Origin of the sequence: Micromonospora sp. (genome assembly GCF_048594385.1) — a bacterium.
Lineage (GTDB): Bacteria > Actinomycetota > Actinomycetes > Mycobacteriales > Micromonosporaceae > Micromonospora > Micromonospora wenchangensis.
In genome coordinates, this window is record NZ_JBMDWU010000387.1 from 14,368 (window position 1) to 27,334 (window position 12,967).

At 74.5% G+C, this 12,967-nt stretch carries 11 protein-coding genes; 3 read left to right on the forward strand and 8 right to left on the reverse strand.

The window, feature by feature from the left end; translation table 11 throughout:
• Positions 1-92: 92 nt before the first annotated feature.
• Positions 93-3,434: a S8 family serine peptidase gene (locus ACOJTC_RS20670; protein ID WP_420118108.1), complete on the reverse strand. Its 3,342-nt coding sequence runs from the start codon at positions 3,432-3,434 to the stop codon at positions 93-95.
• A gap of 205 nt (positions 3,435-3,639) precedes the next feature.
• Between ACOJTC_RS20670 and ACOJTC_RS20675 the strand changes: the two genes are divergently transcribed.
• Both ACOJTC_RS20675 and ACOJTC_RS20680 read left to right on the forward strand, forming a co-directional pair.
• Entirely contained in the window at positions 3,640-4,197 is a 558-nt protein-coding gene (locus tag ACOJTC_RS20675) for a sugar O-acetyltransferase (protein ID WP_420118109.1), read from the forward strand.
• Positions 4,198-4,288: 91 nt separating this feature from the next.
• On the forward strand, positions 4,289-6,859 hold the full coding sequence (locus ACOJTC_RS20680; RefSeq protein ID WP_420118110.1) for a hypothetical protein: 2,571 nt from the start codon (positions 4,289-4,291) through the stop codon (positions 6,857-6,859).
• Here the strand turns inward: ACOJTC_RS20680 and ACOJTC_RS20685 are convergent.
• From ACOJTC_RS20685 to fdxA, 5 genes are all read right to left on the reverse strand, one after another.
• On the reverse strand, positions 6,842-7,483 hold the full coding sequence (locus ACOJTC_RS20685) for a nucleoside/nucleotide kinase family protein (protein ID WP_420118111.1): 642 nt from the start codon (positions 7,481-7,483) through the stop codon (positions 6,842-6,844). The two genes, ACOJTC_RS20680 and ACOJTC_RS20685, sit on opposite strands and share 18 nt — an antisense overlap.
• Positions 7,483-8,121, reverse strand: coding sequence for an SIMPL domain-containing protein (locus ACOJTC_RS20690; protein WP_420118112.1), 639 nt, complete (start codon positions 8,119-8,121; stop codon positions 7,483-7,485). Before ACOJTC_RS20690 ends, ACOJTC_RS20685 begins: the two co-directional genes overlap by 1 nt.
• 48 nt (positions 8,122-8,169) lie before the next feature.
• Entirely contained in the window at positions 8,170-9,174 is a 1,005-nt protein-coding gene (locus tag ACOJTC_RS20695; RefSeq protein ID WP_420118113.1) for a prephenate dehydrogenase, read from the reverse strand.
• Positions 9,175-9,183: 9 nt separating this feature from the next.
• Positions 9,184-10,287 (reverse strand): succinyldiaminopimelate transaminase, encoded by a 1,104-nt coding sequence (gene dapC, locus ACOJTC_RS20700; protein ID WP_420118114.1) that lies wholly within the window; start codon positions 10,285-10,287, stop codon positions 9,184-9,186.
• Positions 10,288-10,397: 110 nt separating this feature from the next.
• Positions 10,398-10,724 carry a ferredoxin gene (gene fdxA / locus ACOJTC_RS20705; RefSeq protein WP_007072862.1) on the reverse strand — a complete coding sequence of 109 codons (327 nt, stop codon included), beginning with the start codon at positions 10,722-10,724 and terminating at the stop codon, positions 10,398-10,400.
• Between the two features lie 79 nt (positions 10,725-10,803).
• Between fdxA and ACOJTC_RS20710 the strand changes: the two genes are divergently transcribed.
• A complete protein-coding gene (locus ACOJTC_RS20710) occupies positions 10,804-11,808 on the forward strand; it encodes a GNAT family N-acetyltransferase (RefSeq protein ID WP_420118115.1) in 1,005 nt (334 codons plus the stop codon).
• Positions 11,809-11,913: 105 nt separating this feature from the next.
• On the opposite strand, the gene ACOJTC_RS20715 is transcribed toward ACOJTC_RS20710, so the two are convergent.
• Both ACOJTC_RS20715 and ACOJTC_RS20720 read right to left on the reverse strand, forming a co-directional pair.
• Positions 11,914-12,378 (reverse strand): hypothetical protein, encoded by a 465-nt coding sequence (locus ACOJTC_RS20715; protein WP_420118116.1) that lies wholly within the window; start codon positions 12,376-12,378, stop codon positions 11,914-11,916.
• Between the two features lie 81 nt (positions 12,379-12,459).
• Positions 12,460-12,903: a hypothetical protein gene (locus tag ACOJTC_RS20720; RefSeq protein ID WP_420118117.1), complete on the reverse strand. Its 444-nt coding sequence runs from the start codon at positions 12,901-12,903 to the stop codon at positions 12,460-12,462.
• Between the last annotated feature and the right edge of the window lie 64 nt (positions 12,904-12,967).

The window sequence follows — 12,967 nt, forward strand, 5'->3', positions numbered from 1 at the left end:
GGTGACCGGGCCGCCCGGCGACGCCGGGTCGCCGTCGGTGTGCGCACGGGTCCGGGCCCGCGACGAGACCCGTCGCGGGCCCGGACGTCCGATCAACTCAGGCGGTACGCCTGGATGATCCGGGTGCTCGCGGTGTTGCCCTCGGTGTCCCGGGCGGTCGCCCGCAGGGACGCGTACCCGGTGCCGGCCGGGTGCCTGACCAGCGCCACCGTGCCCTGGCCCGGCACCTTCACCACGGTCGCCCGCCGCCAGGTCCTCCCCCCGTCGTACGACACGTCGACGCTGAGCTTCGCCAGCTTGGCGGTGCCGGCGCCCGGCTGCCGCCGTACCTGCACGGGGACGGCGAAGACCTGCCCGGCCGGGGCGGTGTTGTCGGCCCTGAGCTGCGGGGTGAACCGGATCTCCGACAGCGGCAGCGGCTTCGGCGTGTCACCGGCCACGTGCCCGGAGCGGAACGTCCAGCTCGCCTCCACCTCGGTGCCGAGATCGGTGAGGCTCCGCGTCGCCGCGACGGTCAACTTGTAGTCGCCGGCCGCCTTCGGCACGGTGAACTCGCCGTACCCCGGGTTGTCGGTCTCCTCCACCAGGGTGCCGTTGCGCCACAGCGCGGTACGGGCGCTGTCGGTCAGCGACCCGCCGGGGTGCCCGGCCGCGTCGGCGTGCAGCGCCACGCTCACCAGGATGGTGTCCCCGGTCCGGGTGACGCCGTCCCCCGGCCAGCGCGGGGCGGGCAGGGACGGCCCGAGCGGCGCGGCCCCCCAGGTCTCGGTGACCCGCCGGCCGGCCTGGTACTTCGTGGGCAGGCCCAGCAGGATCGCCTGGACGTCGAGCCAGCCCGCTTCCGGGTCACGGACGCCGAAGTCCAGCTCGGACTCCCAGCGCATCCCCCTGGTGCTGTAGTGCTCGGTGCGCTGGCCGGGCAGGTCGGTGGGCAGGACGACCGCCCAGCCGCCGAGGTTGTAGCCGCTGTCCGGGAAGACCAGCCGTTCGGCTTCCATCTTGGGGTACGGGTCACGGAACTTGTGCACCACCGTGGCCAGGTCGCCCCGCCGGTAGTCGCGTACCAGCCCGCTCGGCAGCTTGCCCGGCACGACCTCGCCCAGCGCGTACAGGTAGGGGCTGGACTCGGCCTCCCGGTCGGCCCACTGACTGTTGAAGGTGGCGACGAACTCGTCGGCCGACACCGCCTTGCCGAGTTGGCCGGTGGACAGCCCGTCGAAGGTGTCGAACGAGACGATGCCGAAGCCGAAGCTGCCATCGTCGGGCAGCAGGTAGTTGGCGCTGATGTCGACCAGGGCGACCTTGGCGTCGGCCTGCGGGACGGTCATCCGTACCGGCTTGGCCTTCCGCAGGTCGACGGTGACCGCGGTGTCCCCGTCGACCACCAGTTCCGGCTGGGCGAGCATGCCCAGGCCGCCCGACTCCTCGTCCGGGCCCGGCTCGAAGAAGACGCTGCTCAGCCCGTACCTGCCCTTGGGGACCCGGAGTTCGACGATGCCGTCGGCCTCGAACACGTCGCGCACGTCGCCGTCGGCGAGGTCGACCAGGGCGGTCGAGTAGTCGCCGCCCGGCTTGCCGCTGCGGTCGAGGTGGGTGAGCGTGACGGTGTAGCTCTCCACCTCCCGGTGCACGGCCAGCGGGGTCACCGCGACGGTGCCGCCGGAGCGGGCCACCACCCGGCCGGTCCAGTAGCCGTCGACGCCGAGCCGGGTGTTCGCGGTGACGGTGGTCTCGGCCCGGCCGCCCGCCGGGACGGTGATCCGGTTGACGCCGAGCGTGAACATGCCGGCCGGCGCGGCGGCCCCGCCCGGTCCCTTCACCTCGACGGTCAGGTCGAGGGTGAGCGGCGTGGTGCCGCCGTTGTGCCAGGCGACGGTCCGGGTGATCGGGGCGTCGTCGCCGTGCGGCCACAGGGCCCGGCCGAACGAGACGCTGACCGGGTCGGTGGTGACCTGCTCGGTGATCGCCCGGGTCAGGTCCACCCGGCCGGCGCCCTGCTCGTAGGCGGTCTGCGTCGGGTGCGGCTTCGCGGCGGCCATCAGGGTCGCCTTGAGCTGCCCGGCCTTCCAGCCGGGGTGCTGCTGGGCGAGCAGCGCCACCGAGCCGGCCACGTGCGGGGTGGCCATCGAGGTGCCGGAGAGCGCGACGTACTTCGTGCCGACCGGGTCGCCGATCTGGCCGTCGGCGGAGCGGGCGGCCACGATGTCGACGCCGGGGGCGGTGATGTCGGGCTTGAGCGCGTCGTCGCCGACCCGGGGGCCCCGGCTGGAGAAGTCGGCGAGTTCGTCGTCCCGGTCGACCGCGCCGACGGCGAGCGCGGCGTCGGCGGTGGACGGCGAGCCGACCGAGCCGTCCGAGCCGTCGTTGCCGGCGGCGATGACGAAGAGGCTGCCGGTCTGGGCGGTCAGCGTCTGGACGGCCTCCTCCAGCGGGTCGACCTCGGGGGTGTCGCCGCCACCGAGGCTCATGTTGACCACGGCGGCCTTCTTCTCGGTGGTGGCCCACTGCATGCCGGCCAGGATCGCCGACTCGGCGCAGCCGAACTCCTCGCAGACCTTGCCGTCGAGGAGCGTGGCGTCCGGCGCGACGCCCCTGTACTTCCCGCCGGAGGCGGCACCGCTGCCGGCGATGGTGGAGGCGACGTGGGTGCCGTGCCCGACGATGTCCCGCTGGTCGGGCAGGTCGCTGAAGTTGCGGGCCTCGGTCACCTTGCCGGCGAGGTCCGGGTGGGTGGCGTCGATGCCGGTGTCCAGCACCGCGACGGTCACCCCCTTACCGGTCCAGCCGGCCGCCCAGGCGGTGGGCGCGCCGATCTGGGGCACGCTGTGGTCGAGGGAGAGCGCCCGCCGACCGTCCAGCCAGATCCGCTCGACGCCCCCTGCCGCGTCGAGCCGGGCTCCGGCGTCGCCGCCGGTAAGCGTCGACCAGACCGCGCCGGTCGAGGACTTGCCGGCGGTCAGTGCCGCGCCCTGGATCGCCGGCAGGTCGCGGGTCACCCGGGTGCCCGGCAGCGCGGCCGCGCCACGCCGGGCCTGCCCCTCGCGGTACGACACCAGCAGCGGCAGGTTGTCGCGGTGGGCGTCGTCGTAGCGGGCGGCGATCAGGCCGGTGACGTCGAACAGCCGCTTGTCGACCTGCCCGGAGCGCACCAGCGGCACCGCGTCGCGGGGCACCACGGAGAGGTGGCCGCGTTCGCGGCGGACCAGGAACTGCTGGTGTTCCCGGCCGACGCCGGGGCGCACGGCCGCGCCGCCGGTGCGGGTGACGGTGACCTGGTCCCCGGTGATCAGGGTGACGGTGCTGGAGCCGGCGGTCGGCGTGGCGGGCCGGGGCGCGGCGGGGCCGGCGGGCGCGGCGTGCGCGCCCGTCGCCGGCAGACCGAGGGCCAGGGCGAGCACCAGCCCGCCGGCCGCGGTTCTTCTGCTTCGGTGCAACGGAACCTCCTGCTGGGACGTTTACCTACATGAGCCCATCGAGATGACATGAGCCCGTCGAGATGACCGGAGTCACATCGATGCCCCAGAATTACATACTCAGTATGTAAAAAGAAGTCCGAGGGATGACCGTCCGGACACATTGCCGAGACACGACCGACCCGATTCCACTCCGTCCGCCCGTCCGATCGGCGACGATCACCTGGTGACGTCCATGAGGGAACGCATGCTCGCCGGCGAGCCGTACGTCGCCGACGATCCCGAGATCGTCGCGGACCTCGACCACGCCGCGCGACTGGTCGAACGCTTCAACCGCAGCCCCGCCGACGACCCGCAGGGCCGGCTCGCCGCCCTGCGCGACCTGCTCGGCAGCGTCGGCGAGGGCGCCTGGGTACGCCCACCGCTGCACTGCGACTACGGCTGGCAGACCCACCTCGGGGACCGCAGCTTCGTCAACTTCAACGCCGTCCTGCTCGACGTCGCCCGGATCACCATCGGCGCGGACGTCCAGATCGGACCGAACGTGCAGCTGCTCACCGCCACCCACCCCGTCGAGGCCCGGGCCCGCAGGGACAAGTGGGAGGCCGCCCAGCCGATCACCATCGGGGACAACGTCTGGCTCGGCGGCGGGGTGATCATCCTGGCCGGAGTGACCGTCGGGGAGAACACGGTGGTCGGCGCGGGCGCGGTGGTCACCCGCAACCTACCCCCCAACGTGGTCGCCGTGGGTAACCCCGCCCGGGTGATTCGCACCCTGCAATAACAGCGTGAGCTGCGAAAACACCGACGCAACCATAGGCGAACGGCAAATTCTGATGCACTCTGGGTAGTGACTTCGTCACCAGGGAGCACCGATGGCCGAGCGGGTACTCGAACTCCGGGTACACGGCGTGTCCAACACCCCGCCCGACCAGATCCTCGGCCTCCCCGCCGACCCGACCGGCACCCGCCCGCCACCCCGGCTCGTCTCCGGCGGCGACGTCACCGGCTTCTACCGCGCCAGCGACTCCGGCCCCGACGATCCCGTCGTCGTCGAGGCGTACAGCTGGGGGCAGTTGACCTCCGGGGCGCGGACCGCGCGGGACGTCGAACGCGCCCTGTGGACGCTGCTGCTGCCGTTCACCCTGGCCAACGTCGCCCTGTACGCCCGACCCGGCATCCCGCCCGACCCGGACACCGAACGCTGGGGCAGCCGCTCCGGCATCACCGCCTGGCTGATCCGGCTGTTCTGCCTCAGCCTCACCGGCACCCTGGTGCTCGCCGCCACCGGCATCGGGGTCGACCTGATCGCCTGGCAGTGCGTCGACCAGGAGTGCCTGCGGCAACTGCCCGGCCCGTGGGAGTTCCTCGGCCGGGGCTGGTGGCGCGCGGACGCCCACGCGCTCGCCGTCGGCCTGCTGCTGCCGTTGGCGATGCTGCTGGTGCTCGGCGTCGTCTCCTGGCGCACCTACCAGTACGAGGCCGAGATGCCCGCCGAACCCCGCCCCCCGGCGGGCGACGGGGAACACCCGGCCGAACCGGCGCCCGAACCGGCCAACCCGTTGCAGGACCCCACCTTCTGGTGCGGGGAGGGGCAGCTGCGCCGGGCCGCCGTGCTGCACCTGTGCGTCGGCGCGGCGCTCGCCGCGGCGGTGCCCGTCGGCGCGGTGCTGGTGCTGGACCCGGCCCGGGGCGTCCGGGCCGTGGTCGCCATCCCGACCGTCACCGCCCTGGTCACGGTCGTGGTGATCGCGGTGGTGGCAGTGGGCCGCCCGTGGCTGACCCGCCGCAGCGGGGCCGCCCCGCTCGGCCGGTGGAGCCTCGCCGTCGGGGTGCTCACCGGCTTCGCGCTGGCCGGCACCTTCACCCTCCTGCTGCTACCGGACGGCCCCGCCGGCACCCCGCTCGCGCAGTTCCGACCCCCGGCCGGCTGCACCCGCGACCCCGGCGGGGCCGGCTGCCGCGTCGACCACTCGCTGCCCGGCTACGACGGGCTGGTCGCCTGGCTCGCCACCTACCAGGTGCTGCTGCTGATCGCCATCGGCACGGTCACCCGCTCCGGCCGCCGCGCGCTGCCCGTCCCCGGCACCGCCGCCGTGCTGCTGCCCCTCGGCACGGCCTGGCTCGACGGCCGGCTCCCCGGCGTCCCCGACGCCCCCGACGGGCTGCGGATCTGGATGCTCGCCGCCCCGGCCATCGCGCTCGCCGCAGCCGGACTACTGCTGCCCCGCACCGGCAACGACGCCAGCCAGCAACCGCTGGGTGTGCACACCGACGTCGCCTGGGGCGGACGCGGGGCCGCCGTGATCGCCGGCTTCGGCTGGATGATGGCCATCGCCTACTGCGCCGGCCTGCTCTACTGGGTCACCGACCGGCTCAACGGGGCCGCCTCACCCAGCGGGTTCTCCCCGATCGTGCCGCCCCTGCCGGTGATCTGGGCCGGGCTGGCCTTCACCGTCGCCACCGCTGCCCTGCTCGGCACGCTGATCCGCGCCGGGGTGCTCTTCCACCGGCTGCGCCGCGTCGAATACCACCGGCTCACCGCCGCCGGGCAGGCCCTGTCCGCGCACGACCTGCGTCGCTGCCGGCACGTCAGCACCTTCCGCGCGCTGCACCGCCTGGTCGGCGAGCACGCGGTACGACTGGTCGGCTGCTACGCCACCATCGCGGCGGTACTGGTGACGCTGTCCTGCGTGGCGGCGCTGACCCGGACCCGCCCGGCACCGGCCGGCGCGTCGGGCTGGCCCGGGCTGGTGCACACCGCCGCCGACCTCGGCGACACCCTGCTGGGCTGGTTGCCGCTGGTGGTCGCCGGTCTCGGCATGCTCGTCTACCGCAACGACACCGTCCGGCGCAGCGTCGGGGTGCTCTGGGACGTCGGCACCTTCTGGCCGCGCGCCGCGCACCCGCTCGCCCCACCCAGCTACGCCGAACGCGCCGTCCCCGAGCTGCAGACCCGGATCGCCGGCATCCTGGCGCTGACCGAGCGCGACCCCCGCCGGATGGACGGGGTGATCCTCTCCGGGCACAGCCAGGGCACGGTGATCTGCGCGGCGACCCTGCTGCAACTGCCGACCCGGTGGCGGCGACGGATCTGGTTCCTGTCGTACGGGTGCCAACTCACCCGGCTCTACGGGCGGGTCTTCCCCGCCTACTTCGGCCCGACCCGGCTCCGGGTGCTCGCCGACGCCCTGACCTGGCCCTCCGGCCACGTCGCGTGGACCAACTTCTGGCGGGACACCGACCCGCTCGGCTGGCAGGTCAACGCCGGGGAACGGGACGTGCCGGTGACCGACCCGGAGGCGCTGCACCCCAGCGGGGGCGAGGTCGCCGACCCGCCGATCCGCAACCACAGCGGCTACCCGGAGGCGTGGGAGTTCCACCAGGAACGGGCCCTGGTGGCCCGGCTGCTGCGGCGTACCGTCCCGTCACCCCGGGTCGGTTGACCGGATCACCAGGTCGGCCCGGTCGGCGGTGCCCGCCACCAGCGTGGCGTTCGTCTCGTCGCTGCCGTACGCCCAGGCCTGCGCCGCCTCCGGCGACCGCCCGTACGCGACGTGCCGGGCCACCAGCCGGCGCAGCCGTGCCCCCGCGTCCAGGTCGAGGAACCACGCCTCGTGCAGCAGCGACCGCACCTCGTCCCAGGGCGGGTCGGCGAGCAGCAGGTAGTTGCCCTCGGTCACCACCAGCCGGACCGAGGGCGGCACCTCCACCGCCCCGGCCACCGGCTCCTCCAGGTCACGGCGGAACAGCGGCGCGTAGACGGCGGTCGGCTCCAACCTGCGCAACCGGCGCAGCAACGACACGTACCCGTTGGCGTCGAAGGTGTCGACCGCGCCCGTGCGGTCGGCCCGGCCCAACCGGACCAGCTCCGCCTGGGCGAGGTGGAAGCCGTCCATCGGCACCAGCCGGGCGCTCGGGCCGACCGCCGCGACGATCCGCTCGGCGAGGGTGGACTTGCCCGCCCCGGGTGCCCCGGCGATGCCCAGCAGTTGCCGGGGGCCGGCGTCGGCGAGCGACCGGGCCCTGGCCACCAGGTCGTCGAGGGAGAACGGACGCGCCCCGGGCATCAGGTCAGGACCGGCTCGCTGATGGTGAACCGGGCCCGCACCACCGCGTGCACCGACTGCGGTCGGGGGTCCAGGTCCAGCTCCGGCGGGCCGCCCTGGCGGGCCTGGCGGGCGAACATTGCCCCGCCCATGCCGGAGCCCTCGTCGGTGTCGGCCAGTTCCAGCAGCGCGGTCACCCGCGCGCCGAGCGCCTCGGCGTACTCCCGGGCCCGGCGCAGTGCGTCGCCGATCGCCGCGTGCCGGGCCTCCCGGTGGGCCGGGCTGTCCGGACGCAACGACCACCAGGGTCCGGCCACCTCGACGTGGTCCTGCTCGGCCAGCCGCAGCATCAGCTCGGCCAGGGAACCGAAGTCGGTGACGGTGACCGTGGTGGAGACGCTGCCCAGGTAGCCGACGACCCGTTCGCCGGAACGGTTCGTCTCGGGACGGACCCGCAGCTCACCGGCCTCCCGGCGGTCGACTGCCGGCTCGTGCTCGTCGAGCAGCACCCGGACGGCGGCGGCCCGCTCGGCGAGCCGGGCCAGCGCGACCTGGCGGTCGCGTTCCCGGGCCGTCGCGGTGACCTCGAAGCGGGCCAGTTCGGGCGGCACCTCCCGGTACGCCTCACCGCGCACCGCCACCACCGGTCCGTCCGCCACGCACCCCACCCTAGCGGCGCGGCCGGCGTGCCGCCGGTAACCGCACGGTCAGGCCGGCCGCAGCCCGGTGTACGTCACCGTCCCCCGCGCCACCGCGCAGCCGGTCAGGTGCCCGCCGGACTCGCCGACCGACCGGACGAACGCCAACTCCCCGGCGGGGTCGGCGTCGAGGTCGAACGCCCGGCGGACGGGCTGTTCCCGGCCCGACCCGGCCGCCCGCACCGCGCCGGCCCGCTCGTAGTGGGCCACCAGCGTGGGCAGGTCCTCGTCGCGGACCGCCTCGGCGAGCGCGTCGAGCGTGGCCCGCACCTCGGCCAACTGCCGCAGCACCTGGTCCCGGTTGGCCAGCAGCATGGCGGCGGTCCGCCGGGCCGGGGTGGTCGCCACCCGGGTGCCGTCGCGGAAGCTGCCGGCCGCGAGCCGGACCACCGCGTCGCGCACCGTCGAGTCGGCGGCGGCCCCGGCCAGACCGCCGGCCAACAGGTGCGGTACGTGCGAGGACAGCGCCACGACCCGGTCGTGCACCTGCGGTGACATCGGTACGACGTGCGCGCCGAAGACGTCGACCACCAGCCCGACCAGCGTCCGGAACGGCACCAGCCCGTCGGCGCTCGGGCAGAGCACCCAGGCCGCGTCGGTGAACAGGCCGGCCTGGGCGGCGGTGAGCCCGGCCCGTTCGGTGCCGGCCATCGGGTGCCCGGGGACGAACCGGCCGGTCAACCCGTGTGCCCCGGCGAAGCCGGCGACGGCCTCCTTGGTGCTGCCCACGTCGGTGACGATGCACCGGTCACCGGTCAGCCCCGCCACCGTGAGCAGGGTCTGCGGCAGGCTGGGCAGCGGGCCGGCGAGGAACACCACTTCCCGGTCGCGGACCGCGTCGCCGAGGTCGTCGGGGAAGTCGATCCCCCGGCGACGGCCCTCGGCCCGGGTCGCCGGGTCCGGGTCCCAGCCGGCCACCCAGACGCCCGCCTCGTGCAGGCGCAGCAGGATCGACCCGCCGATCAGGCCGGTGCCCACCACGGCGACCCGGAGCCGGCCGACGTCGTCACCCACCGCAGGCGCCTACGGCTGGGCGAGCCGCTGCGCGACCGCCGCGACGTGCGCGTCGGACCCGGTGAGCGCCACCCGCACGTGCCGCTGCCCGGCAGGGCCGTAGAAGGCCCCGGCGGCGACCAGGATGCCCCGGCGGGCCAGCCAGTCGACGGTGTCCCAGCAGTCCTCGTCGCGGGTGAGCCAGAGGTAGAGGCCCGCCTCGGAGTGCTCCAGCCGGAACCCCGCCCCGGTGAACGCGGCGAGCAGTGTCCCCCGCCGGGCCCGGTAGCGTTCCCGCTGCTCGTCGGCGTGTTCCTGGTCGCCGAGCGCGGCCACCATGGCGGCCTGCACCGGCGCCGGGACGATCATGCCGGCGTGCTTGCGGATCTTCAGCAGCTCGGCGACGAGCGCCGGGTCACCGGCGACGAATCCGGCCCGGTAGCCGGCCAGGTTGGACCGCTTGGACAGCGAGTGCACCGCCAGCACCGAGTCGTACGAGCCACCGCAGACCTCCGGCGCGAGCACCGACACCGGGGCGGCGTCGGCAGTCCACCCCAGTGGGAGGTAGCACTCGTCGCTGGCCACCACGGCACCGCGCTCCCGCGCCCAGTCGACCACCTTGCGCAGGTGGGCGGCGGGCAGCACCCGACCGGTCGGGTTGCCGGGCGAGTTGACCCAGACCAGGCGTACCCGTGAGGTGGGGCCGACCGCGGTCAGCGCGTCGGCACGGACGACCGTGGCACCGGCCAGCCGGGCCCCGTCCTCGTATGTCGGATAGGCGATCGTGGGCACCACGACCACGTCGCCGGGGCCGATCCCGAGCAGGGTGGGCAGCCAGGCGACCAGTTCCTTGGAACCGATCGTCGGCAGCACCCCGAGCCCGTCGACACCGGCGGCGCAGGCGCGCGCCACCCAGCCGGCGACGGCCTGCCGCAGCGCCGGGGTGCCCGCCGTCAGCGGGTAACCCGGCGCGTCGGACGCGTCGGCCAGGGCCTGCCGGATCACCGGGGGCACCGGGTCGACAGGCGTGCCCATGGAGAGGTTGATCAGGCCGTCCGGGTGCGCCGCGGCCTGGGTGGCCGCGGCGTCCAGGGTGTCCCAGGTGAACTCGGGCAACCGGGCCGACACCGGCACGGGCCGACCCGGCGACGCCGGGGCGAGCCCGGCCGGGCGCTCCGGCGCGGCCCCGGCCGGTGCCGCTGCGGGCCCGGCCGGTACCCCCGGTGTCACGGCGGCGGGCCGGTTCAGTGGCCCTCGCCGCGCGGCGGCTGGCCGGCGACGAACGTCGCGTCCTTCTCCACCTTGCCGATCTTCGACGCACCGCCCGGCGAGCCCAGGTCCTCGAAGAACTCGTAGTTGGCGCCCGTGTAGTCCTTCCACTGCTCGGGGACGTCGTCCTCGTAGAAGATGGCCTCCACCGGGCAGACCGGCTCACAGGCACCACAGTCGACGCATTCGTCGGGGTGGATGTAGAGCATCCGGTTGCCCTCGTAAATGCAGTCGACCGGGCATTCCTCGATGCATGCCTTGTCGAGCACATCCACGCACGGCTCGGCGATGATGTAGGTCACCGGTCTTCTCCTCCGCAAGACTCGCCGCGATCACCCGCGACGCTAAGAGCCTAGTATCTCGCCGGGGAGGAGGTCGATCGTGCTCCGACAGCAGGATGTGGGACACCGGATCGTGGTTCGCCGCATTGTGGGGATTCGTGAGGGCCGGCCCCTCTTCTCGGACGCCCTCGGCGAGCTTGTCGAGCTGAGCGAGACCCATCTCACCATCGCCACCGCCCAGGGTCGGCTCCGGGTGCCGGTGGCCGAGGTGCACCGGGCCAAGCGGGTGCCGCCCACCCGCCGGCCGACCGCCTCGGCCGTGGTCGAGCTGGAACTCGCGGCCGACGAGGCGTGGCCCGCGCCGGTACGCGGCCGGCTCGGCGACTGGCTGCTGCGTTCCGCCGACGGTTGGACCGGACGCGCCAACTCGGCCCTGCCGGTGGGCGACCCGGACCGGCCGCTGCCGGCGGCGGTCGACGCCATCGAACGCTGGTACGCCGGACACGGCCAACCCGCCATGGTCAACACGCCGTTGCCGCTGGCCGTGCCGGTCGGCGCCGAACTTGACGTCCGGGGTTGGACCGCCCGTCCGCTGACCCTGGTCCAGACCGTCCCCGTGGCCACCCTGCTCTCCGACCCGCACCGCGTGTCCCAGGAGGGTGACCCGGCCCCGGGCGGCGCGGACCGGGACGCTGACGGCCCGGCCGTGGTGCTCGACGTCGCGCCGTCCGAGGAGTGGCTCGCGGTCGCCGCCGGGCGCAAGGGCGGCCTGCCCGACTCCGCCCGGCACATCCTCACCGCCGTGGCCCGGGTCCGCTTCGCCCAGGTGTACGCCGACGGCACGCTGCTGGCGACGGGCCGGGGTACGGTCACCGGGCAGGGCCGCTGGCTGGGGCTCAGCCTGATCGAGGTGACCCCGTCGGCACGCCGGCAGGGGCTGGCCGCCCGGGTGGTCCGGGCCCTGGCCGCATGGGGCGCGGCCGAGGGGGCGACGCACGCCTTCCTGCAGGTGGAGCAGCGCAACACCGGGGCGGTGGCGCTCTACCGCAAGCTCGGCTTCACCACCCACCACACCTACCTGACCCGGGTCGCCCCGCCGGGCTGACCCGGGTCGGCCGCATGGCCGGGTGGGCCGAGGTTGCGGTGTCCCATCGGTCCGGACACCGCTACCTACGCCCCGTTGAGTTGATCAAGCCCCGGCGGGCGGCGGTCAGCGCCGGACCACCCGACGCGGCTTGCCCACGTTGCGCTCGGCGTACCGCCGCAGTTGCTGCGAGCGGTGGTCCCGGCCGAGCGTGATCAGCACCAGGTAGCCGAGCGCCACGCCGGCCGCCGCAGCGACGAGGTAGAGCCAGATCTGGGCGAAGAACAGCCCCGCACCCCCACCGAACGGGTTGTTCCCGACCAGCAGCGGGCCAACGAGCACCGTCAGCAGCAGCGCCACGGCCACCGCGGCGGACACGTCGGCACCCCACCGCGCCGCCGGAACAGCCTTACCCCAGGTGAACACCACCCCGGCCAGGATCAGCCCGACCACGACGAACATGCCCAGCGAGACCCGGTCGGCGGCGGTGTCGTTCCCGTCGAAGCCGAGCTTGATGATCACCCGGGCCACCACGTTGACCGCGAACAGGGCCGCCGCGAGTACCCCGACCACCCGCCACCGCTGCGTCATCACACGCCTCCCGCCGTACCACCCGCCCCGTCGGCGGGTCTCCTGGCAGGAATATCTACCACCGCAGGCTGTGTGTCGTCATCACCCGTCGTGGCGGCGCGGCTGCGGGCTGAGCATCTGCCGGAACGCCATCACCGCGAACGTCATCGCCCCGGTGGTGATCATCGCCAGCCCGACCCAGTTGTCCCCGGCGACAAGCAGATCACCCTCGGCGGTACGGACCGCCGCCACCGCCATCAGCACGAACCACGGCAGCGCCGGCAACGCCACCGCCCACCTGCGGCCGACCGTGGCGTACGCGAACCAGCTCACCGCGATCGCCCCCAGGATGGTGACCACCACCGACACCCCGATCAGCTGCCCGCCGGCCCGGACGGTGGACAGCAGCAGCCCGATCACGGCGGTGAGCACCCCACCGACCACGGCGACCAGCCCACCGACCACCCGCAGCACGACGTCGAGCAGGTGGGCCGTCCAGCCGGGCGGCGGCGGGACGGCGGCGGTCTCCTCCTCGACGACCGGCATCGGCGTGGCGGGCAGGGTCACCGGAGCCCGGCCGTCGCCGTGGCCGCCGACGCGTCACCCGCCG